This is a genomic window from Flavobacterium sp. GL_143 (assembly GCF_057834355.1).
In genome coordinates, this window is the sequence record NZ_CM174401.1 from 5,302,290 (window position 1) to 5,327,320 (window position 25,031).

General features: G+C 31.1%; 19 protein-coding genes. 8 read left to right on the plus strand and 11 right to left on the minus strand.

The genetic code is table 11. The annotated features are described in order from the left end of the window. The first annotated feature begins 6 nt into the window (after positions 1-6). Complete coding sequence (locus AC3IPI_RS22415; protein ID WP_039112590.1) at positions 7-636, plus strand: DUF8845 family protein; 630 nt, start codon at positions 7-9, stop codon at positions 634-636. A 135-nt stretch (positions 637-771) separates the two neighbouring features. Here AC3IPI_RS22415 and AC3IPI_RS22420 read toward each other — a convergent pair whose 3' ends face one another. Together AC3IPI_RS22420 and AC3IPI_RS22425 are read right to left on the minus strand one after the other, a co-directional pair. Next, complete coding sequence (locus AC3IPI_RS22420) at positions 772-1,581, minus strand: lysophospholipid acyltransferase family protein (RefSeq protein WP_039112589.1); 810 nt, start codon at positions 1,579-1,581, stop codon at positions 772-774. A gap of 232 nt (positions 1,582-1,813) precedes the next feature. Continuing rightward, positions 1,814-2,461: an NUDIX hydrolase gene (locus AC3IPI_RS22425; RefSeq protein WP_489155864.1), complete on the minus strand. Its 648-nt coding sequence runs from the start codon at positions 2,459-2,461 to the stop codon at positions 1,814-1,816. A 92-nt stretch (positions 2,462-2,553) separates the two neighbouring features. Between AC3IPI_RS22425 and AC3IPI_RS22430 the strand changes: the two genes are divergently transcribed. The 4 genes from AC3IPI_RS22430 to AC3IPI_RS22445 all read left to right on the plus strand — a co-directional run bounded on the left by AC3IPI_RS22430 (position 2,554) and on the right by AC3IPI_RS22445 (position 10,425). Next, positions 2,554-2,988, plus strand: coding sequence for a DUF4268 domain-containing protein (locus AC3IPI_RS22430; RefSeq protein WP_039112587.1), 435 nt, complete (start codon positions 2,554-2,556; stop codon positions 2,986-2,988). A 303-nt stretch (positions 2,989-3,291) separates the two neighbouring features. Further along, positions 3,292-6,546, plus strand: coding sequence for a tetratricopeptide repeat protein (locus AC3IPI_RS22435; RefSeq protein ID WP_489155866.1), 3,255 nt, complete (start codon positions 3,292-3,294; stop codon positions 6,544-6,546). Then, positions 6,521-8,455 carry a DUF3857 domain-containing protein gene (locus tag AC3IPI_RS22440; RefSeq protein WP_489155868.1) on the plus strand — a complete coding sequence of 645 codons (1,935 nt, stop codon included), beginning with the start codon at positions 6,521-6,523 and terminating at the stop codon, positions 8,453-8,455. The genes AC3IPI_RS22435 and AC3IPI_RS22440 overlap by 26 nt, the downstream gene beginning before the upstream one ends. Then, a complete protein-coding gene (locus tag AC3IPI_RS22445) occupies positions 8,455-10,425 on the plus strand; it encodes a DUF3857 domain-containing protein (RefSeq protein ID WP_489155870.1) in 1,971 nt (656 codons plus the stop codon). The genes AC3IPI_RS22440 and AC3IPI_RS22445 overlap by 1 nt, the downstream gene beginning before the upstream one ends. Before the next feature lie 205 nt (positions 10,426-10,630). Here the strand turns inward: AC3IPI_RS22445 and AC3IPI_RS22450 are convergent, their stop codons facing one another. The 5 genes from AC3IPI_RS22450 to mnmA all read right to left on the minus strand — a co-directional run bounded on the left by AC3IPI_RS22450 (position 10,631) and on the right by mnmA (position 16,315). Further along, positions 10,631-11,962 (minus strand): IS4 family transposase, encoded by a 1,332-nt coding sequence (locus AC3IPI_RS22450; RefSeq protein ID WP_489155872.1) that lies wholly within the window; start codon positions 11,960-11,962, stop codon positions 10,631-10,633. Between the two features lie 130 nt (positions 11,963-12,092). Next, positions 12,093-12,503: a hypothetical protein gene (locus AC3IPI_RS22455; protein WP_489155874.1), complete on the minus strand. Its 411-nt coding sequence runs from the start codon at positions 12,501-12,503 to the stop codon at positions 12,093-12,095. Between the two features lie 4 nt (positions 12,504-12,507). After that, positions 12,508-13,452, minus strand: coding sequence for an NAD(P)H-dependent flavin oxidoreductase (locus tag AC3IPI_RS22460; protein WP_489155876.1), 945 nt, complete (start codon positions 13,450-13,452; stop codon positions 12,508-12,510). Positions 13,453-13,465: 13 nt separating this feature from the next. Beyond that, on the minus strand, positions 13,466-15,079 hold the full coding sequence (locus AC3IPI_RS22465) for a S8 family serine peptidase (protein WP_489155878.1): 1,614 nt from the start codon (positions 15,077-15,079) through the stop codon (positions 13,466-13,468). A gap of 48 nt (positions 15,080-15,127) precedes the next feature. Then, positions 15,128-16,315: a tRNA 2-thiouridine(34) synthase MnmA gene (gene mnmA / locus AC3IPI_RS22470; RefSeq protein WP_489155880.1), complete on the minus strand. Its 1,188-nt coding sequence runs from the start codon at positions 16,313-16,315 to the stop codon at positions 15,128-15,130. Positions 16,316-16,597: 282 nt separating this feature from the next. On the opposite strand from mnmA, the gene AC3IPI_RS22475 reads away from it, so the two are divergent. The 3 genes from AC3IPI_RS22475 (at position 16,598) to AC3IPI_RS22485 (ending at position 19,594) form a co-directional block, all read left to right on the plus strand. Then, positions 16,598-17,203 (plus strand): hypothetical protein, encoded by a 606-nt coding sequence (locus AC3IPI_RS22475; RefSeq protein WP_489155882.1) that lies wholly within the window; start codon positions 16,598-16,600, stop codon positions 17,201-17,203. Between the two features lie 19 nt (positions 17,204-17,222). Beyond that, a complete protein-coding gene (locus tag AC3IPI_RS22480; RefSeq protein WP_489155884.1) occupies positions 17,223-17,522 on the plus strand; it encodes a hypothetical protein in 300 nt (99 codons plus the stop codon). Between the two features lie 191 nt (positions 17,523-17,713). Then, a complete protein-coding gene (locus AC3IPI_RS22485) occupies positions 17,714-19,594 on the plus strand; it encodes a PEP/pyruvate-binding domain-containing protein (RefSeq protein ID WP_489155886.1) in 1,881 nt (626 codons plus the stop codon). Between the two features lie 365 nt (positions 19,595-19,959). On the opposite strand, the gene AC3IPI_RS22490 is transcribed toward AC3IPI_RS22485, so the two are convergent. From AC3IPI_RS22490 to pyrG, 4 genes are all read right to left on the minus strand, one after another. Beyond that, positions 19,960-20,517, minus strand: a complete 558-nt coding sequence (locus AC3IPI_RS22490) for a DUF4956 domain-containing protein (protein ID WP_489155888.1) — start codon at positions 20,515-20,517, stop codon at positions 19,960-19,962. Positions 20,518-20,564: 47 nt separating this feature from the next. Next, a complete protein-coding gene (locus tag AC3IPI_RS22495) occupies positions 20,565-21,290 on the minus strand; it encodes a toxin-antitoxin system YwqK family antitoxin (protein ID WP_039117109.1) in 726 nt (241 codons plus the stop codon). Between the two features lie 102 nt (positions 21,291-21,392). Further along, on the minus strand, positions 21,393-23,306 hold the full coding sequence (gene yidC / locus AC3IPI_RS22500) for a membrane protein insertase YidC (protein WP_039112575.1): 1,914 nt from the start codon (positions 23,304-23,306) through the stop codon (positions 21,393-21,395). Between the two features lie 66 nt (positions 23,307-23,372). Further along, complete coding sequence (pyrG, locus tag AC3IPI_RS22505; RefSeq protein ID WP_489155891.1) at positions 23,373-24,986, minus strand: CTP synthase; 1,614 nt, start codon at positions 24,984-24,986, stop codon at positions 23,373-23,375. Between the last annotated feature and the right edge of the window lie 45 nt (positions 24,987-25,031).

Genomic DNA, 25,031 nt, shown 5'->3' on the forward strand with positions numbered 1-25,031 from the left:
AAAATTATGAAAGAACTGGATTTACTAAAAAAAGATTGGAACAAAACGGCAGACACTTTTCATCAAGTATCTGAAGTTGAAATTTATAACATGATTCATAAAAAATCGTCTTCGATTGTGAAATGGATTTTAGTTATAAGTCTTCTAGAAATATTATTTTGGACAATATCAAATTTTGTATTTAGCATTGATGATTTTTTAAAACAAATCAATCATCCTGAATACATACTATATCTTGAAGTAATAACTTACTTTAATTATGTAGTAGTATTAATTTTTGTGTATTTTTTCTATAAAAACTACACAACAATTTCTACAACAAAATCTACAAAATTACTAATGAGTAGTATTTTAAAAACCCGAAAAACGGTTCAATACTACGTTTGGTACAACTTGGCAATGGCTGTTTTAAGTTCTGTTATAAGTTTCTTTATTGCTTTTTCAAGCCCAGAAATGAATTATCTTAAAGAAAAGATTGCTACCAATGCAACGGTAATGTTAATGGTAATAGGGATTTTACTATTAGTGACTCTTGGATTCCTAGGGCTCTTCTGGTGTTTTTACAGACTTATATATGGTACGTTACTACGAAGATTGTACTCTAATTATAAAGAACTTAAAAAGATTGATTTATAGGTAAAGAAAGGTTCAAAGAGGCAAAGGTTCAGAGAGATAAAGCTTAGAGATTAATAGGGATACAATAAAAACTAAAAAGGGAGATGTAAAATATTTTACATCTCCCTTTTTTATGAAAATCATTTATCTGGAAAACTAATAATCCCATCTACGCATTTGATTTAGTTCTTCCTGAACTTTTAGCTCTTCAGATGGAATAACTTTTAAAAATGAAGGATGTTGTTCGATAGCAAACTCTACTTTTTCAACAATTTCTTCTATAGTTTCATTATCATAGTCAATAACAAGTGGCTCTTTGATAATAAATGATTGCAGAATTCCTTTCTTTTTCAATCGTAATCCTTTTTTGTCAAAAGAACGACGGAAACCATCTATCACAATCGGAACTACTATTGGTCGGTGTTCTTTAATAATATGTGCTGTACCTTTACGAACTGGCTTAAATGACTTGGTTGTTCCTTGCGGAAACGTAATTACCCAACCATCATTAAGTGCCATTTTAATATTTTCAGTATCATTTGGGTTTACTTCTCTTTTTTCGGTAACATCTACGCCTTTAGCACGCCAAGTACGCTCTACTGTTATTGCTCCTACATAAGATAAAATTCTTGGCAGCAACCCTGCTCTCATTGTTTCTTTGGCAGCAACGTAATAAATATTCATTTTAGGTTGCCATAGATAGCCTACATTTTTTATATTATCCTCTCTCCCACTTAAACTTGCGTTAAAAACATGAAACATAGCCACAACATCGGCAAAATATGTCTGATGATTGGATATAAAAAGAACATTTGTATCGGGTAAGCTTCTTATAATTTCTGAGCCATCAATTTGTAATTCATTAAAACCACGATAGCGTCTGTGCGTAACTGCTCCAAAAACTCGAATTAACCATTTTTTAATGAATAATATATGACCAAAAGGATTTCTTTTAAACAATCCCATAAATTTATGTGTTATTTTGAAAAATTAGAAGGACAAACTTACGAAATTTATTTTTGTCGTCCCAAGTAGAAACTAGTCTATGAATGCAAATTGCAACTTATTTAATATCAGCATTAATACTGTCAATTATTTAAAATAAACGTCCCTTTATGTTAAATAATTGTATCTTAAAAAAAATAATACTTTCTATTACTTTTATCTAAGGTGTGAGCTTTTAAATACCGTGCTAAAACTATTTGGTTACAAAATTCTCTTTTAAAAAATCTTTCAATTCACTTAATATCATAGCAGTAGCTCCCCAAACAATATGCTTTTCTATCTTAAAAGCCGGAACCGAAATATTAGCCGCATACGAAGTTGATAAAATGGTATCAATAACTATTTCATCATCTAAAAAAACTGAAAGTGGCAACTCAATAATATCAGCAACCTCTCTAGAATCTGGATAAAAATGAATTTCCTCATTACAAACTCCAAGAAAAGGATGTACCATAAAATTACTAGGCGGAATATACATAGGTGTAAAAGCCTTTAATACCTTAATTTTTTCAGGTGAAACTCCTACTTCTTCATGAGTTTCTCTTAAAGCTGTTTGTTCATAATTTTCATCTTCGAGTTCATATTTCCCACCAGGAAAAGCTATTTGCGACGAGTGAACTCCATTATAGGCATTACGAACAATTAATACCAAATGTGTTTTTCCGTTTTTGGGATAAAACAACATCATAACTGCAGCAATTCTTGGGTTCTTAGTATTCATATCCTGATTTATCAAGGACTCTACTCTTTCCAAAGGTGCCATTTTTAAGTGAGCATCAATAGCTGGAAGTTTTGCATGGGCAAAATTGGGAACAAAATGTAAAAAGTCTTGAAAATCCATAATCAAAGTCTATTTTTGTAGTCTCAAATAATATATAAATATACTTTAGAAAATGGTGTCTCACAAATTTTCTAGATCTTAAGCCAATAAAAATGTATAGTAAAGAAGAATCACAAAAATTAAAACGAGAATTCTGGGTTTCTTTCGCAGAAAAATATCCTCGAAAATGGGTGCTTTATGATACCAAAATAAAAGATTTTTCATTTAAATTTTATGTCGATAATAAAAAAGCACAAGTCTTAATAGATATCGAACATCGCAGTGATGAAAAACGAAATGCTTACTATGAAAAACTAGAAGCCTTAAAAAATATTCTGGAAGAAGAATTTATTAAAGATCTAATTTTCGAAAAAGAATACACACTGGAAAGCGGAAAAACTATTAGCCGAATTTGGGTTGAAAAACTTGGAGTTGGTTTTAGCAATCGCAATTATTGGGATGCTATTTTTGATTTCTATTACGAGAAAATGAATGCACTGGAAATGTTTTATCTAGAGTATGATGAGTTTATTAAGGATATTGAGTAGATTCAGAGTTTCGAAGGTTTTCCTGTAGAGATGCACAGCAGTGCGTCTAAAGGTTCAAAGAAACAAAGGTTCTATGAATTGTGGCAATATAATTTTATAAAAAGGAACAAACAAACCCGACAAGTTTTATAACTTATCGGGTTTGTTTTTTTAGTTACTAATTATTGCGATAAAAGCTAAAAATCAGTTTTGTTTAGCTTCAAAAACAACAAATTAATACAAGTAAAAAAACTCAAATTAAAACACTTAATTTCTTACAAACGTTAATAAAATTTTTATATTTGACAAAATTAAACCTAATCAATGAAAAAAATTTTACTCGCAATTATTTTAGTTTCATTTGCTAAAACTTATTCTCAAACAAATTACGCATTCGTTTATAATAATGATTCCATACTTAAAAAAGGAATCTCTCTTCACGATGCAAAAAAGTATGACGAAGCAATTAAGGAGTATGAAAAAATCAGTAAAACTGATCCTAAATTCTTTAATGCTCAATATGAAAAAGCAATTAGCCTTCGACAATCTGATAAAAAGGAAGAATTCAAATCCTTTATCGAAAGCTTATACACTAAAAATGTAATGCCCGAGTTCCCTGAACTTTACGCGGTTTATGCTAATTATTTGAGTGATGAAAAAGAGTATGACAAATCAGAGAAAATTTTTAAAGAAGGAGAAAAGTACTTACCTAACTCTTCTTCATTCCTATATAATCTTGCAATTCTGTATGTTCGAAAAGGAGAAACACAAAAAAGTGTTGATATACTTGAACGCATAATTACAAATAACCCTAATCACCCTTCATCTCACTTTTTCTTGGGATCGATTGCATTAGAGAACGGAAAAATAACCGAAGGCACACTTGCTTTAATGAGCTACCTTATAATTGCTCCGACTGGCCCATATGCAGAAGCTGCTATTTTAAAATTAAATGCTAAATATGGTCAAAATTATCTTGACGAAAGCAAAGTTGTTTTTTCTAAAACAGGAGATAATTTTGAAGAAATAGAAACTATACTTAGAAACCAATTGCCTTTAAAAAGTGCTTACAAAGTAAAGTCTAATATCGATGATGTTATAACACGTCAAGTTCAGGCAGTTGCCGAATATACATTAGAGCACAAAATGGGTGATGGTTTTTTTGAAACTATTTATATTCCATGGGTAAAAACCATGATGGAAGAAAACCAATTTGAAGGATATACATACTATATGTTAGTATCAATGGAAGAAAAATTAGGAAAAACATTAACCAAGAACTTAAAGAAAATCACCTCTTTTAATGAAAATTACATTAAAAAAAGCTTTTGGTCAAAATATGCTAAGAGAAACTTAGATATTTTTGGTAAACAAGAAGATGTAGTTATAACATTAGAAAACGGCAGGCCTTATCTTATTGGTCCGCAAATAAATGGAAAATCAGAAGGTAAATATAAATACTTAAATAGTGATGGAAATCTTAAAGGAGAAATCAACTTTAAGAATAATTTATTAGATGGACATCAAAAATATTATGATGATAAAGGAAACCTAAGCGAAGAAAAATATTTTATAAATGGAAAGTTAGACGGTACCAGAACAACATATTATAAAAACGGATCTATAGACTTAGTCGAAAATTATAAAGATGGTCTTTTAGATGGTATATGCACTTCTTATTATCCTAATGGAGGGAAAAATTGCGAGATAACTTTCACTGGTGGAAAACGTAACGGAAAGTTAATTTGTTTGTATCAAAATGGTGGTAAAAAATCTGAAACAGGGTATGAAAACGGAAAATTAAACGGAAATTACTTAGAGTACAATGTAGCTGGTGACATAGTAGAGAGTGCAAATTATGTTAATGATGTAGTCGACGGAAAATCGGTTCAATACCATGATGGCAAAACAGTAAAAAATGAAGTTACCTATAAAAATGGTATTGTACAGGATACATACAAATCCTATTACAGTAATAAAACTCTAGAAAGAGAAAGTACTTTTTCAGCAGGTAAAATAGTAAAATTAAATGATTACTTCCCGAATGGTAAAAAATCAACTGAATTAACATACGACCAAAAAGGGCAATTAGAAACATACAGTTATTTTGACATCAATGGTAATAAATATTATGATGAAAAATACAAATCTGGAGAATTAAAATATGGATTACAATATTCTGATAAAAATGCAAAACCTAAAGAAATAAGTCTGTCACAAAAACCTTTTGAAATTAAAACTTACGAAGGAAAAGTAGTAGTTTATGGTAATTATGAGAAAGGTAATAAAAATGGCGAATGGAATTATAACTATAGATCTGGCAACCCTAAATCTAAAGAGTTTTATTCCCGAGGTAAACTGCATGGTTTATATACTGCTTATAATCAGAATGGAAATATAGACAACATCCGAAATTATGCAAATGATACAATAAATGGAACTTTTGAAGTATATGAGGATAACAAATTAAACAGAACTTTCTATTATCAAAACAACACTCAAAACGGACCTTTTAAATCTTTTTATTCTGATGGAACTACAAGTATTGAGGGCTATTTTGTAAATGGAGATTTGAATTTCAAAAAATATAGCTATTCTCAAAATGGAGTAATCTCTATCATCGATAATTATGTTGATGGTTATTTGATTAGTAAGGAATACTATAACCAAAAAGGAATTAAAGAGAATGAAATTGATTATAAGAATAAAACAGGAAAATTTGTTTTATCACTCAATAATGGCACTGTTATTCAGGATTACAATCTAAAAAATGGAGCATTTAACGGTGCTTACACATTAAAAGACAAACTAAATACTCCTATTACTACAGCCGAATATCTTAATGGCAAATTACATAATTCATACAAATCGTATAGCCCATCTGGTAGTATTTATACCGATAGTAATTATTATTCTGGAGATATAAATGGTATGAGTAAACAATACGATTTAGTGGGTAATTTAAGGCTTACAACCGAATACACTTTTGGGGATGAAAACGGAAAAACCATTCGTTATTACCACAATAAAACTAAATTATCAGAATATAATGAACTCGACGGATTAACGGAAGGGGAATACATTTATTACAATCAAAAAGGGGAACCTATATTAGCTATTGGCTATACAAATAATCAGCCTATGTATTATACCCGCAAAAGCAAAACAGGCGAACTAAATGATAAAGTAATTATAGAGAACGAAACAGCTGAAGTTAGTTCTTATTACCCTAACGGAAAAGTTGCAATACAACTGAATCTCTTAAAAGGAAATCTAGACGGTAAATTAGTCATTTACAATATAGAGAGTAAACCTGAATATGAATCTATGTACAAAAACAGTATTCTAGACGGAGATCGTATTGAATATTACGCAAATGGTAAAATATATAAGAAAGAGCATTTTGTAAAAAATGACTTCGAAGGCATTCAGGAATATTTTAAAGAAGATGGAAAACCTTGGCTTAAGTCTGCTTATAAAAATGGTGAGTTACACGGGAACACATTAATTTATAAAGAAGGAAAGCTAGTATTAACAAAAAAATACGATTCAAATGAATTGGTCAATATTGCTAAATAAACACCTCTTATATATTGCTTTTTTTGCGTCTTTTGTATTAACGAGTTCTGCTCAGAAATCACTTAAGGACTATAAAATTTTGTATCCAGATTATAATGAACTCATTTTAAATGAGGTTCAGTCTTATGATATATCTATTAAAGATAAAAAACTAAAAATCATACAGGATAATCATTATGAATCAATGATTCTTAACCAAAATGGTATTCAAAACACCAAAGAATCATTTTCATATTCGGATTTAATAAAACTAAAAAGTTACGATGCATACACCATTGTTAATGATAACGGAAAAGAGAAAAAAATAAAAGTAACACAGACAAACGAAAAGCAATCGCAACAAAGTTCTGTGTTTTATAATGATGTTATGGAACGTCAGCTTACATTTCCAAATCTTGAAACGGGCGCAAAAAAAGTATATGATTATCAAACTGAATTTATAGATCCGTATTTATTACAAAGATTCATCTTTGGAAATAATTTACCAATTCAATATTCAAGCTTAGAAGTAAAAACGGATAAAAATATCTCGATAGATTTTAAGATTTTTAATGACCCTAAAAATACAATCGTATTTTCTAAAACAGAGAAAAAAGGAAAATGGATTTATAAATGGACATTAACCGATATAAAACCCGTAAAATACGAAGACAATTCTCCAGGATATTTATATCTGGTTCCTCATATTGCGTTTTATATAAAAGAGTATCAAATAGACAATAAACCAACAGAAGTATTAGGTACTACAAATCAATTATTTGGTTATTATAAAGGCTTTGTTAAAGATTTAAATAAAGACGATAATGCCGACTTAAAAGCGCTATCTCTCGAAATTACAAAAGATAAAAAAACAGATAGCGATAAAATAAAAAGCATCTTTTATTGGGTAAAAGAGAACATTAAATACATCGCTTTTGAAAACGGCTATGAAGGGTTTATTCCTCGTGAAGCAACTTTGGTTTTTCAGAGAAAATTTGGAGACTGTAAGGACATGGCAAGCATAATTTCCTGTATGGCAAAATATGCCAACGTAAGCAATGTAACCCTAGCCTGGATTGGGACACGAAGTATCCCCTATTCATACGATGATTTACCTACGCCTGCTGTTGACAACCATATGATTGCTCTTTTTAAAAATAATGATGAATACATCTTTTTAGACGGTACCGACAAACAAACCCGATACGGAATCCCTACAGCATTCATACAAGGAAAAGAAGCTATGTTTGGCGAAAATGGTACCTATAAAATTATTAAAGTCCCAATAGTACCTGCCGAAAAAAATGAAATAAAAGAAACCGTAAACATCACTATTGCAAAAAATAAATTAATAGGATCAGGAAAAGTATCACGTACAGGGTACGACAGAAGCCATACATTAATGCAAATTGGAGATGCAACAAATAAAGCCCGATTCGAAAGAATAAAAAGTCTTGTTATAAAGGGCAACAACAAGTTTAATCTGGAGGAATACACCGAGGAAAATGTAAATGACAGAGATAAAGCCTATATAATAAACTACAAATTCGATTTAGATAATTACATCGTAAAAGTAGATAATGAAGTCTATATCAATTTATTTCTGGATAAATATCTGGATAAAGCAGTTATAGACCAAAACCGAACTTTTCCATATGAATTTGAATATCTAACGAAATTCAACACACAATATATTCTTGAAATTCCTAAAAATTATAAGATAAAATATCTTCCAAAAAACTTTGAATTAGACAACGATTATATAAAAGCAAATTTTACTTACACATTAAAAAACAATCTTTTATATCTAAATATCGAGTTAAGCCAGAAGAAATTATTGCTTATCAATTCAGATTTTGCTGCTTGGAATGAAACAATAAAAAAACTAAAAACCAACTACAACGAGAACCTAATCTTATCTGAGAAATAATGAAAAAAGAACTATTAAGAACAATCTTAACCTTTATTGCAATTATAAACACCTCCGTTTTTTTTGCACAAGATTACAGTTTCAAAGACTATGATTGGAAAGAGAAAGAAACCACGATAGAAATTCCTAAACAATACAAAGACGAAAAAGAAGTAATTTTAAATCGTACCACCAAAATAGAAATTATTGTAGTAGGAAAAGCAGCTCAACAATACCGATTATTTCATGAAAAAATTTACATCAATTCTGATGAATCAATAGAAAGAAATAATAAAATCTATATCCCTTTTAATGAAGATGAAACCCTATTACTTAATAAAGCCAGAGTAATTTTAAAAAATGGAAAAGTAATAACCTTAGACAAAGGAGATATTAAAGAAGAAGTTGATGCCGAAAAAGGATTAAAATATCATTATTTTGCTGTAAACGGACTTGAAAAAGGAGCAGTAATCGAGAAATTATACATCCTGCAAGAAACGCCAGAATTAGATGGTAAAACAATTAAAATGCAATCGCAATACCCTATTGCCGAGCTAAACTTTGAACTAATTTATCCAGTACACCTCGTTTTTAAAACTAAATCATATAATGGATTAAGTGAACCTGTTTTAGACGATAAAAAGTTTGAAAACAAAACGGTATTGAGCATAAACGATAAAAACATCATTGCTTTAAAAAATGACGAAGCATACTCAAATTGGGATGTTCAATTAAGATTACTACGTTACAAACTAGATGCTAATAATTATAGCGGCTCAAAAAATATAAATAATTTTAAAGAATATGCTACAAGTTTATATGAACGCATCAATCCCGAATTAGACAAAAAACAACAAAAAGCAATAACAGAATTTTGTTCTAAAATACCTAAGTCAAATGACCTACAAGAACAAATCTGGAATATTGAAAACACAATTAAAAAAAGCATAGCTTACGATAAATATGTAAGCCAGAAAGAAACATTAACAGAGGTAATCAAAAGTAAGCAAGCCTGTAGTATCGATATTTTAAAATTATATGTTACCGTTTTAAAGAATTTTAATATCGAGAACAACGTCGTATTTACTTCAAACAGATACGAAATCCCTTTTGATAAAAATTTTGAGAGTTATGAAAACTTAAGCGAATTTTTATTCTATTTCCCTTCAATAAAAAAATATCTTACCCCAACAGAAATGGAATTCCGTATTCCGTTATTTCCTGCTTACTTAGCAAATAACAATGGTTTATTTATAAAAGAAAAAGTATTTGCAGGCGTAAAAATGGGAATTAGTGAGATTAACTTTATCGAAATTCCTGATGCTACAATCACACATGATTTCATGGACATTACTATAGATTTTACAAAAGATATAGAAAACCCATTAATAACAAGTAAATTTACTTACGGAGGTTATTCAGGACTAAATTTTCAGCCTATAAAAGATTTTGTTTCTGATGAACAATACCAAACCATGCTAAAAAGCATAGCCGAAAATTATACTTCGCAAACAGAATTCAAAACATTAACTACCGAAAATGATGGAACCGATTTTATAGGAAAAAAACCTTTTATAATTAATCTTACGTTCGATGGAAAAGAAATAATTCAAAAAGCGGGGGCAAATTACTTAGTATCCGCTGGAAAAACTATTGGTAAACAAATGGAGCTTTACCAGGAAAATAAAAGAATGTTACCTATAGAAATTGATTACCCACATTCCTACACAAGAAAAATTAAGCTTATACTCCCAAAAGGAGCGACCATAAAAAATCTGGAGAAATTTAATATGGATTTCAAGACACAGATAAACGGCAAAACCGAAGCTGGTTTTACAAGTAAATACACTAAGAACAATAACGAAGTTATAATCGAGAATAGTGAGTTCTACAATATCGTAAACTACCCTTTATCGAGCTTCGAGCAATACAAAGCAGTTATAAATGCAGCCGCAGATTTTAATAAAGTTGTAGTTATTATCTCAAAATAAACAAAAAACCCGACAGACTTTAAAATCTGTCGGGTTTTCTATTTAGTTCTATTTCTTCCTTATTAGTCCGATACAGCGTTTACATTATCATATCTTAAATAATTTGGCGTGTCCCTTCGGGTCGGGCTGTTCGCTACAAGTCCTCGCACTTCCTTCGTCAGGCTGTGGGCTTTTCGCTGCCATCCCAATGTCATTAAGTTAAGAGCTATATCACTCTTTTGTAATTAGTTAATGTTTTAAATTTTCCATTTTTTCTAATTTTTGATTTTATTCTCGGATAATTTCTTTCTAATCTAATGGGTTCTAAATTTTTCTCAAATATCTCTTGCAATCTCAAAAGTATTACTCTGGGATCTTCTGTAATAAATAAAGTTACTATTTTGTTTTTCATACTTCCAATACCCAATGTTTTATTGATTTTGTAGTTATGTTTTCGTTTTTCATTTTTTATTATCAAATAAGGTTCACATTGTTTTTCTATGATGTTTTGCAAATTAGAAACAAAAGTTGTTGCATAAAAATCCTGTTCAATACTCCAAACTGTTTGTCCGCTAAACTCCTCTAATTGCAAAACATTTTTATCATAGCCATAACTAGTTTCGATTCCCCATCTCATAAAATAAAGTTTTTTAAAAGAATCTGTTTTATATATTTCCTGATCATATAAATTGGTCAATAACACTTCTATTTCTCCCGTATTTAAAACAACTTTTACCATTCTTATCTTTATGGTCGTGTGTTTAAACACAGTATAACCATACTCTTTCATTTTGTGTATAGCTCTATGATTTGGACCTAAATTAATAATTAAATCCTTGGCAGAACTTTGCATAAATAAGCTGACTTCTGTATTAAATCCTTGTTTGCATCTCATAACAAAATGTTTTGTTTTTTCCTGATGAATCAACAAATACATTAGAGAAAAACTTGCAAATCCCCTATCATATATGGAAAGACTCTTTTCTGGAAGCTTTTCAATATAATGAGCTACTATCGTTTTTTCTCCTGTTTTAATTGGATAGATTTTTGAAAAAACTACAATTTTATTCAGCACATCATAAAACTTCATTATCCCAGCCATTGGAACTTCCGACAAATGATTTCCATGTGTGCCAAAATGGGCTTTAACGGGTTCTTTATCTATCAAATATGCTGTGGATCCATCTACTGCTATCAGCAAAAAATCATTCCATTTTTTTACTTTATCTCCATAATAATTATAAAAACAGTCTACCAATAAGCTATTCCAAACTTCAAAGAAAAACGGATTTAGTTTTTTTCTTTGAAGTGTAAAAGCTGCCTTGCTACAGCTTACCGTACCTGATATACAATTCTCAAAGAAATCCTGAATCTCTATAGACAAGCTTCTTTTGAGCATATTGAGGATTAAAAAAACTGTCCTATCATAGGTTAATTTCCTTTTCCGTGTAAAATCGGATGCTTGGGTTACAAAACACTTTCTGATCTCCGAATCAGAATTAATAACCTTTAAAACTTCTTTTAACTCTTCAATTATTTTTATATTTGCTTCTACCATTGGGTTTTTGTTCTTTTTGTCAATTACAAAGAACCTAATTTAGGTTTATAACTCAATGGTTTTTATTTTGTTAGCCCTTAACTTAATGGCATTGGCTGCCATCCCTCACGCAAAACACATTCTAATATAATTACATATTAAAAATATTATACACTACAATTCGGTCATTGTAATTTATATACAATTGCTTTCTGTTATCTTGCATTTTTCTGGTAATGATAGACAACTTAGCATCGTTTCCGCCTAAATCTTTACAAATAAAAGAATATACAATATCGGTATCATTCTCTTCTCTGGCTATATAATCAGAAATTTGAAAAACTTGTACCTCTTGAGAGTTAACAACAATTCGGTTTTTATCAGTATCTAAAATAACCATAATATTAACCAATTCCAAGTCGGACCATTTGCCCCATTTCCCCTTTTCATTTTTCTGTAAAACACTATAACCAGAAGTCCTAAATTTGTAACTCTGACTATAGGTTTGTTGCAAACCAAGACCTAAAAAAAGTAATACTATGTATATTTTTATGCGATTCATTTATCTAAAAATCTAAATTTAATGTTTGCTTACGTGCACTTTCAAAATCCGAAATCATTTCTTCAATAATTTCAGCAGCAGGTTTAATATCATGAATAAGTCCAGCTATTTGTCCGATTTCTAATTCTCCTTCTTCCAAATCACCTTCAAACATTCCGCGCTTCGCTCTCGCTCTACCCAAAAGTTCGACAAGTTCTTCTTTAGTTGGACATTTTTCATACAATGCCTGAACATCCTGATAAAATTTATTCTTAATTAATCGCACAGGAGCCAACTCTTTTAATGTCAATTGAGTATCACCTTCCTTAACCTTAACAATAGTTTGCTTAAAATTATCATGTGCCGATGATTCTATCGAAGCCGCAAAACGACTACCCACCTGTACTCCATCAGCACCCAGAATCATTGCTGCAAGCATTCCTTTACCTGTTGCGATTCCCCCTGCTGCAATAAGCGGAATAGTAATTTTTTCGCGCACCATCGGAATCAATGTAAAAGTCGTTGTTTCATCACGACCATTATGTCCCCCAGCTTCAAAACCTTCGGCAACAATGGCATCAACACCTGCTTCTTGCGCTTTTAAGGCAAAAATAGTACTACTTACCACATGCACAACCGTAATGCCATTTTCTTTTAAAAAAGATGTCCATGTTTTAGGATTTCCAGCCGATGTAAATACGATTTTTACCCCTTCATCAATAATGATTTTTATAATTTCGTCGATGTTAGGATAAAGCATCGGTACATTAACACCAAATGGTTTAGATGTTGCTTTCTTGCACTTCTGAATATGCTCACGCAACACTTCAGGATACATCGAGCCAGCACCAATTATTCCTAAACCGCCTGCATTACTTACTGCACTAGCAAGTTTGTAGCCACTATTCCAAATCATTCCTGCCTGAATGATTGGATATTTTATATTAAAAAGAGTTGTAATCTTATTCATGTAATAATGCCAATTATTGTTTTATAATTTTACCTGTTTTGTGCAGGTTATTTGCGTCTAAAGTATAAAAATAAATCCCAGAATGTAATGATTGTAATGAAACTGTCGAAGCCTCATTTGTAATTTGCTTTTCAATAACCTTTTGCCCAAGAATAGAATATACAGTTACTAACGCTTCATTAATACCATTTGATAAAGTAAAGAAAATATCAGAATCAGTTGGGTTAGGATATAGTAAAAAATCAATATTTTCATTCGATTTTACACTTAAAGCATTATTTAATGCCAAACTAAAATCAGGGATTCCGTAGCCAAATTGTGGATTAGGAGAAGCATATCTATCTGCAGATTGCAAAACCAATTGTCTAATTTGCTGATTCGTTTTATTCGGGAAAGCCTGCCATAAACAAGCTATTGTTCCAGCCATTATGGGGCATGAAAAAGAAGTTCCGTTTGTTGTACCAATATTTCCTGAAACATCCGATACCACTGCAGCCGTACCTTGAGCCATAACATCAGGTTTAATTCTCTGGTCATAACTAGGACCAATAGAACTAAAATAAGATAAATTCTTGGTAGCAGTCACCGAACCTACAGTAATTACAGATGCAGCATCGGCTGGGCCACCAATATGTTTCTCTACAGTATCTCCTTCATTTCCAGCAGATGCAACCACAATCATACCTCTGCTAAAAGCGATTTCAGCTCCTCGCGAAATAAAATTAGTTGTACCATTCATATCGCTATATGTATGGCTATAATTTGCATTATCATATCCAAAATAGCCCAAAGAAGTTGTGATAATATCAGCTCCTAACCTATCTGCCTCTTCTGCAGCTTCAACCCAAAGAGATTCCTCTACAGGATTCTCTGAGTTATCATCTTCAGTAATAAACAAATAATAGGAAGCATCGGGAGCAGTACCAACCAACGCATTAACTTTATATCCTCCCATAGTCGACAAAACTTCGGTACCATGAGAAACGCCGGTATAAAAATCTGGATTTCTTAAAACGTAATTATAACCGCCTAGAATCTTATTATTATCTCTTAAGCGCTGAAAAGTACTTGCGGTATTAACACCTGGAAAACCCGCATCGAGAACAGCAATTATTTTGCCCGCACCGGTATAATCTTGTTGATGCAAGATATGTCCGTTAAGCATTTGAATCTGGTTTGCAGAAGTCCCATAAGAATAGTTCACAGCAGTTTTAAGCTCTTTATCTGTTACTTCAACCCTATCCGAAGCTACTTTTCTCCCAGTAAGATTCAATGATTTATTTGCAAAATCAACTTTAGATACAAACGATAATAGCTTTAGATTATTGATATTAGCTTGTGTTCCTCGAATATGCATTGCATTCAACCACTTCGATTTTGCCATAACCGTTATTCCTGTACTAGCTTGTACCTGATTAACATAAGCTGTTTCGATAGGAATATCTTTAAAATCTAAAGCAATATTCTGATTGGTTCTTCTATCCAAAGCTCTTTGCGAAAGCATCGATAAAGGATTATCATAATAGGTTTGAGAATTGGGCTTTGCATTAAAATAAACCCATGCTTCTTCTTGCGAAAAACTCGCTGCCGAAATGAATAATAAGAGAATTATGAAATATCTTTTCATAGAATACTTTTTTAGATAAGGTTAAACCTTCCGTAAAAAAGTACTAATCTAAGAAATTACTCCCGAACCAACTAATTCATTATCTAAATACCATGCAACAAATTGTCCTTCGGTTATAGCCGATTGTGGCTCATCAAAATGAACATACATTCCACCCTCAAATTGGTGCAAAGTAGCTTTTTGTAAAGGCTGGCGATAACGAATTCTTGCCATTACCTCCATTTGTTCTCCCTTTTTTAAAGCTAAATCGGTACGAATCCAGTGTACTTCAGATTTTTCTATAAACAATGCTTTCTTGAACAAACCAGGATGTTGACTTGTTAAACCAGTATAAATAGTATTAGTTTCAACGTCGGTTGCAATAATAAATAACGGATCAGTTGTTCCGCCCACATTAAGTCCTTTTCGCTGACCTGTAGTAAAATAATGTGCTCCTTGATGTTTTCCAACTACTTTACCCATTTTTGGAGTGTAAAGTAATTTCTTAGCTTCAAGTTCTAATTCTTTTTCAAGAGATAAATCTTCTGATTTCTCAGCATTATATATTGGGTCATTTTTATCAATTTGTACAATTAAACCATCTTTAGGTTGCAGTTTTTGTTGTAAAAATTCTGGCAAACGCACTTTCCCAATGAAACATAATCCTTGTGAATCTTTCTTTTCGGCAGTAACCAAATCCATTTCAGCAGCAATTACGCGTACTTCTGGTTTAGTCAATTCTCCAATAGGAAACAACGATTTAGACAATTGTTCTTGCGACAATTGACATAAGAAATAAGATTGATCTTTATTGGTATCAGCCCCAGCAATAAGTTGGTATACTTTTTCGCCGTTAACTTCGATTTCCGTTTTTTGGCAATAATGTCCTGTTGCCACATAATCGGCTCCAAGACTTAATGCAATTTTCATGAAAACATCAAATTTAATCTCACGATTACACAACACATCAGGGTTTGGTGTGCGTCCTTTTTCATATTCGTTGAACATATAGTCAACGATTTTTTCTTTGTATTCTTCGCTTAAATCAACGGTTTGAAAAGGAATCCCAAGTTTTTCGGCTACCAATAATGCATCGTTACTATCTTCTAACCAAGGGCATTCGTTAGAAATAGTAACCGAATCGTCATGCCAATTCTTCATAAAAAGGCCAATAACCTCATATCCTTGTTGTTGCAACAAGTAAGCCGCAACACTAGAATCAACACCTCCGGAAAGTCCTACTACAACACGTTTCATATATTCGAAATCTAAAAAAAATTATTTTGCAAAGTTAATCCATAATTGCAGATAATAACTATTGTTTCCATTAGTTTATGCAATTGGGTAGTAGATAAAAGTTATTGGTATGTTTATTCTTAATTTGAATCTATAATCCGTTTATAATTTAACAACAAAATCCTTAGAATATGATTATATAAAAGGTTACAAACTAATTTTAAAAAACTTTTTATTGTAATAAAAAAGCTATATTTTTATTTAATCATAAAAATAATTAACCAAAATAATAATCAATATAAAATGGAAAATCTAAATATGTTTATTCCAATTATTACTGCCATTCTGGGGCTATTTGTGGGAAAACCAATTATTCTTTTATTTAATTTAATCAAAAGAAGAAAATTAAAAAAAATAGAAAATGCTACTGAATCTCTAAAACTCTTTGAGACATTTGAAACACAGTTTAAAACTAACTTTATTTTACCTGATTTAAAAGAAACATACTTCTATATCCAGACTGGAATTGAAACGAATGAAAAGTCAATCGACAAATATATAAATTTCAAAAATGAGCTTTCTGGACATTATACTTGGAAACATATAAAAAGCACAAAATTATATTTAGATTTAAATTCAGAAAATATTGAAATAAAACTTAATAAAATAGAAAGAATTGGTTCAACTATAATATTGGTAATTTCGCTTGTATTGTTTTTCTTCACTTATATAATATCTACAATTTATGGTGATGATATTCATTCAAAAATTGGCTACCCAGGACTAATAGGAATCCCAGTACTATCCTCTATAGCTGCGTATCTAATGTTTAATTCCATATACCCAATTCTAATAGCAAAGAGAATGGAGGAAAAAATAAAAGATAGTCGACATCAAAACTCTGATTAGATTAAAATCTAAAAAAACTATGAAAACAAAAACTTATACAAAAATCATCCAAAAAGGTTCTATTTCTGATGAATTAGAATTAGAAAAAGCACTTATTCTTGAACGAAAACTTCGGTTATTAAGTGCCGAAAAACCCGAATACAGAGAGATTAGAAAAAAACTACGCCAGATAATTAAAGAATATGAGAAAACCAATTGGAGCTCTGAATCTGAAATTACTGATGAAAAAATTAAAGAAAGCGATAATGCTGAATTTATAGCTGAACAAGAAAGAGTTTTTATTTTAAAAAGAAAGCAAATCATTAAAGAAAAAAGTTAATCTTAATCGATATCCTGCAAGGTCTTTTTCCTGACCTTGTAGGTATTATAATCTATACGAAATACCTAACAGGTTTTTAAAACCTGTTAGGATAATAATACAAAATCTCACAGGATTAGAAATACACATTTTACCAATATAAATCAAGTTATTGCAATTTTTGTTTATATTTAATACTCAAATTAATTGCTATGAAAAAGTGTATTTATACCATTATTTGCTTTGCAATAATTACCACTTTTTATGCTCAAAATTATGTTTCAAAATTACCAAACTACGAAGCATACAAAGCATTTAGAGGAAAACCGTTATCTGATAAATTCTCAAATATTGAATCGGTTAAAATTATTTATGCCCTTAAAAGCAAAAAAATATACTATTTCAATAGTACATTAATTAAACTCCATTATGATTTTGTGGTTGACTATTTGGGTTATAGTAAAGAATTAGAAATCTTTAATCGTGATAATTATAGCAATACCGACAAAAACAGAAACTATCTACTTGGAAATCTTAACCACATAAAAGGAACTGAAAAATGGATTTTTGAATTGGCTGCTTCCGATCATATGCCAATTCCACTGATTGAGCAGTTTTACAACCTCATTACCGAAACTAGTTTTATTGGAAAAAACCTAAAATTCTATCTGAATAACAGAGAAAACATTGATTTATACGAGTTAGGCAAGTTTAAAATTCCTTGTGTAAAATCCGATTATATCTTTAATGAACTTAAATACCAAGAAGTCGTTTCGGGAAAGAATGTTGGTATTTTAAAAATGTACCGAACTAAAGATTTAGAAAAGATAAAACCCAACAAAGACGAGATTATTATTCTAGACGGAACGCCAGAAATCCTACCAAATGTAAGAGGAATTATTGTAAATGAATTACAAACTCCTCTGAGTCATTTAGTCATATTAGGAAAGAACCGAAAGATTCCTATTATGGCTTATACCGAAGTCTTAAAGGATAACAAAATAACAAGTTTGATTGGTAAAAAAGTAGAATTAAAAATTGCTATTGATACCTTTTACATTAGTGAAACAACCAAGAAAATAGCCGAGAAATCAATCTCAAAAAAGAAAAAACTAGTCGTAGATAATTCGATTACAGAACTAGTTGACTTATCTACTATTCCGAAAAATGGTGTAAATTATATTGGTGCAAAAGCGCAAAATCTGGCTTATCTAATTGCTATTGCAAAAGATACACCTTTTAAAACACCAGAGAATGCTAATGCGATTCCGTTTTATTATTACACAAAACACATTCAGAATAAAAGTATTTCACCATTAATAAAAGAACTTTTAGATAATCCGCATAAGGACTCCGCACAATGGATAAACAATCAATTGAAAAAGATCCGAACAGCGATTAAAAAAGAACCAATCGATAATGTATTGATTACTAAACTAAATGAAAAATTAGGTAAACAAACTGATTTTAAGAATTTCAGATTTCGCTCTTCTACTAATGCCGAAGATATAGCTGGATTTAATGGTGCTGGCTTATATGAGTCTAAAACCGGAATTCTGGGAGACACTATTAAAACATTCGAAAAAGCAATTAAACAAGTTTGGGCAAGTGTATGGAATGAAAGTTCGTATTGGGAGCGCGAACTCTTTGGCATCGACCAACAAAATATTGCGATGGGAGTTCTTGTTCACCGTTCGTTCCCAGATGAATTGGCAAATGGTGTTATTATTACAAAGAATATCTTTAGAGAAAGCCTTCCTGGAATTACTGTAAACATCCAAAAAGGAGAAAACTCAGTTGTAAAGCCAGAAAAAGGTGAAGTTTGTGAACAATTTGTAGTTTATAATTTTACTTTCGATGAAGCTAAAGATCCCGATTTTGATGTCGATTTTACTTCTAATTCAAATTTAAATGACAATAAACCTTTGCTAACGAAAAAGGAGATCAATAACCTTTATTTAGTTAGCAAAAAGATAGAAAGCAAAATGTCCCGTTATTGGAAAAATTCAAGTAGCGCTATCGACATGGAATTTAAAATTGTAAACCAAAGCAGAGATTTATATATAAAACAAGTCCGCCCTTTTAATGATTAGCTTTCACCATTTTTTTACCATTGTTCACCATTAAGAGATTAAGAGAAATTAAGTTTTCATAAATCTCTCGCAAAGTTTACCCTCAATATTGTCTTTTCGACGAAGGAGACTCGAGCGATAGCGAACAGACGTAGTAAATCTCCGCAAGAAACTGACTCACAGTTTTTTTCTTTTCTTAAATTGTCGAGCTACCCGTGGAGATTTCTCCTTCGTCGAAAAGACAAGTTTGAGATTGTTTTGTGTAAAGCTAAAGTCCTTACTCTCTTGCATTCCGTATTTGCTAAATTTTTAAAACTTGACTTAATTTCCCTTAATCTCTTAATGGTTCAAATATCTAATGGTTTAAATATTTTTAGTAATAGCTATCAATACAAAATCGTAACGTCGATTTCTTTTGTTACGGTATTTATGGTAATGATTTTGAAATCGAAATTTTCTATATTAATTTGTGTTTGAATTAATTGTCGGATATTCCGATTATTCAAAGAAAAGTCATCTCCCAGGCTTACTTTCACATCAACCGTGTTAAGATATCTCGATGCTTTTTTGTTTACTAAAACAGAAGCTATAATGTAAAAACCAATGATTATCAACTGAAAGAAAAGCAACACTTCTATTTTTTCAAATGGATACATAATATCCAAAATAGAAAGTGTTATTGTAGCAAACAGAAAGATTATAGCATTTACAGTAAAGGTTTGGGTTCTAAATCTTAAAATAGAAAAAATCGCAAATAAACCAAAGCCAATTCCTACTCCTATTTCGATTCTGGTAAACAAATAACATAAGGAAAAAGTACATAACCCAACAATAACCATTAATGGATTAATTGTTTCATTATCTTTTCTATTCGAAAAAAAGTATAAAATCAGAATTGAAAAAAACAATAATACAAACCTTCCGAAAAGTTCTTGTAAATCCATATGAATCTATTAGTTAAGACTCAAATTTAACAAATTTATCTATTGTTTTATTTTTTTTTCTTCTCGACTTTATCAGCTGTTTTGTTTGCATTTTTCGGATCACTCATATTGATTTCTTTTACTAGTTTTCCTTTTTCGAAAAATTGCCAGTTACCCGATTTTTTACCATTTAAAAACATCCCTTTTGAAGCAACAGTTCCATCAGCATTATTAAAAATAGCTTCTCCGTTATATTCGTTGTTTTTATAATACAACTGTTCTAAGACAGTTCCATTTTCTGCATATCTTTTATAAGGACCGTCTTTTATACCGTCTTTATAATTCATTTCTTCAGCAATTTTTCCATTTGGATAAAAAACCGAACGCAAACCGTTTAACTTCCCTTTTCTGTAATTCTCGATTGTCATAACAGTTGGAGAAGCTTGGTGATAATATTTCCACTCTCCTTCAAAAAGCTTATTAACTACTTTGCCTTCGCTAACTTTATTCTTGCTCTGATCATAAAAAATAGTATAAGCGCTCCCATCATTAGCACTAAAATCTCTCGTTGCAATTACACTAGCAGCTTTGGTATCATCATAAAACTTAAAGATACCTGTTTCCTTACCGTGACTAAAAGTTCCTTCGTAACGAGGTCTTTTTGATTCTTCATAAATCCCTTTCCAAAGTCCATCCTTTTTTCCATCTGCATCGAGCTTATTCAAGTTTGCCTGAGCATTTATAAAAAAAGCATTCAACAAAAGCAATCCGAGTATTATTCTTTTACAAATCATTTTATCTTCTATTTTAAAACCTTAACGAAATAGTGTATTATAAATTATACGTGTATAAAAAAATCCCGATAAATCGAGATTTTTTTATTTTTAACAAGTATATTATTTTTTGCCTTTGGCAGCTTTAGCAGCTTCTTGTTGCTCCATAACTTCTTGTAAACGTCTTTGGAACTTACCTTGTTTTTTAGGCTCTTTTAATTTGTTTTCTTGTATTTGAGCGTGAATTTTATCGCTATCTACAATGTAGTTTTTAATTACAAACATAATTCCGATTGTAATTAAGTTAGAGATAAAGTTATATAAACTCAAACCTGCTCCGTAAGAGTTGAAGAATATCAACATCATAAGTGGAGAAACATAAATCATGATTTTCATCATCTTAGCCATATCCGGCATACCTTCTTGTTGTGGAGCTGCCATTTGTTGGTCACCAGATGTCATTTTCATGTAAAAGAAAATCGCAATTGCTGCCAATATCGGGAACAAACTAATATGATCTCCATATAAAGGAATGTGGAATGGTAATTTTGCTACAGCATCAAATGAAGACAAATCGTCTGCCCAAAGGAAGCTTTTTTGTCTTAACTCAAAAGCTGATGGGAAGAACTGGAACGAAGCATACATAAACGGAAGTTGTATCAAGGCTGGAATACATCCCGCCATTGGGTTTACTCCTGCTTTATTATACAGCTTCATTGTTTCTTGCTGTTTCTTCATTGGGTCCTTTTTGAATTTTTCTCCCAACTCAGTAATTTCTGGTCGCAATACTTTCATTTTTGCCTGAGACAAGAATGATTTATAAGTAATTGGCGACATCGCTATTTTTATTATAATTGTAAAAACAATGATAGCAATACCTAATGACAATCCAATTGTAGAACTCAAGAATCCGAATAACGGAATAAAAATAAATTTATTAATCCATCCGAATATTCCCCAACCTAATGGAATGATTTTTTCGAAATTTTTATCGTATGATTTTAAAGTTTTATAATCTGCCGGTCCAAAATACCAACTCATTTTATAATCAACTTCTCCGTTAGAAAATGCTAAAGGAACTGTTGCTTTAAATTGTTTTATGTAATTAGTATCAATTTTTTCATCTTTTACTAAATCATCAGATTGTAATCTTGATTTTTCGAATGGCTTATCTGTAGTTAAAATAGTGGTAAAAAAGTGTTGTTTAAAAGCAACATAACTTACTTTCTCAGGTGTTTCTTCTTTTCCTACTCCATTAGGATTTACATAGCTGTATTTTTCATCTCCATATTCATAATAGATTTCAGCATAACGTTTTTCTATAGAAACACTTTTTTCGTTTCTATTCGTTTTTAAATCCCAAACTAAATCTAATGGTTTAGACGAATTTAAAACTTTGTTCAATCCTTGAGAACGAATATCAAAACCAACTAAATATTCATTTGGTTTTAATACATATTTGTACTCTAAAAATTCATTTGCACCAGCTTTTAAACGCATTGATAATATTTGATCCTCACCATTTTTAGTTAATGTAGGTTCAAAATATAAGTCTTTTGAATTTAAAGTTCTGTTGTCAGTTGTTTGCAACTGAATATTTAAATGAGCATTGTTGTCTTTAATCAACTCTACTAATTGTCCTGAATTTTTCTCGAATCTTTTGAATCCTTTTAATGTAGCTTCTACTATATAACCACCTTTATTAGCGATTTTCAGTATAATCTTTTCATTTTCGATAGTTGTATAAGCATCTTTAGCAGAAGGAAGCGTAGCTGAATAAGCAAATCCACCTAATGTTTTTTGCAATTTTGCTAATTGCACTGTATCTCCAGGAGTTGCTGCAACTGGCAAGACTGCAGTTTTAGCAGTAGTAGCTTCTTTAGCTTGAGCTTCTTGTTTTGCAACTAATTCTTTCTTGGCTTTTTCTGCAGCAATAGTAGCTTCAGATGGTTTGTTTTGATACATTATCCAAATCAAAATACCAAAAATCAATATAAAACCAATAATTGAATTGAGATCAAATTTTTTTTCTTCCATTGTAATTTTTATTCAAGTTTTATGTTTGCGTTTCTCCTGTTTTTTAGAAACTTATACAAATACGTATTATTTTTTATGAGCCGTTACTGCAGCGGCTATAAAATTCACAAAAATTGGGTGCGGATTCGCTACCGTACTTTTGTATTCTGGATGGTATTGTACACCAATAAAAAATGGGTGATCTTTTAATTCTACAATTTCTACCAATCCTGTATCAGGGTTTACTCCTGACGCTATTAATCCTGCTTTTTGTAACTCATCTACATACTGGCTGTTGTACTCGTAACGGTGACGGTGACGCTCAGAAATAGTTGTTTTACCATAAATTTTGTGCGCCAATGAATCTGGTGTAATATCGCATTTCCATGCTCCAAGACGCATTGTTCCTCCTTTATCGGTTATCGTTTTTTGCTCTTCCATTAAATTTACAACTGGATGAACTGTTTTCTCATTCATCTCTGTTGAGTTTGCATCTGCATAACCTAAAATATTACGAGAATATTCGATTACTGACATTTGCATTCCCAAACAAATTCCGAAAAACGGAACTTTATTTTCACGTGCATAACGCACTGCTTCGATTTTTCCTTCTATTCCTCTTTCTCCAAAACCTGGAGCAACAAGAATTCCGTCTAAACCTTTCAATTTGTCTTCTATATTATCAGCATCGATAAACTCTGAATGTATAGAAACTACATTTACTTTTGTTTCATTTGAAGCTCCTGCATGTATAAATGCTTCTAAAATTGATTTGTAGCAATCTTGCATTTCTACATATTTACCAATCAAACCAATATTAATGGTATGCTTTGGATTTTTTAATCTTTTTAAGAAAGTGTTCCAGTTTTTTAAATCCGGAGCTGCTTTTTTAGGTAAATCCAATTTCTTTAAAGCAACTACATCTAATCCTTCTTCTAGCATTAAATTAGGTACTTCGTATATTGTAGATGCATCGATAGACTGGATTACAGCTTCTCTCTTAACATTACAGAACAAAGCAAGTTTGTTACGTAATTCATCTGATAATTCGTGTTCTGTTCTACAAACTAAGATATCAGCTTTTATACCGCTTTCCATCAACGTTTTTACAGAGTGTTGTGTTGGTTTTGTTTTTAACTCTCCCGCAGCAGCCAAATAAGGTACTAATGTTAAGTGTATTACAATTCCGTTATTTTCTCCCAATTCCCATACTAGCTGACGAACTGACTCTATATAAGGTAATGACTCTATATCTCCTACTGTTCCACCGATTTCGGTAATAACAATATCATAATCGCCAGATTTACCTAACAATTGCATTCTATCTTTAATTTCGTTGGTAATATGTGGTACTACTTGTACTGTTTTACCAAGAAATTCCCCTCTTCTCTCTTTTTCTATAACCGAAAGATATACTCTACCAGTAGTTACGTTATTTGCCTGTGATGTAGGAACGTTAAGAAAACGCTCGTAGTGACCTAAATCCAAATCGGTTTCGGCACCATCATCAGTCACATAACATTCTCCGTGCTCGTACGGATTTAATGTACCCGGGTCTACATTTATATACGGGTCAAATTTTTGAATAGTTGTGCGATAACCTCTTGCTTGTAACAATTTTGCTAAAGATGCTGCGATAATCCCTTTTCCTAATGAAGAAGTCACACCACCTGTAACAAAAATATATTTCGTTTGATTCATTCTGTTGTTGTTTGTATTGTAGTTGTGTAAAAAACGTGGCAAAAA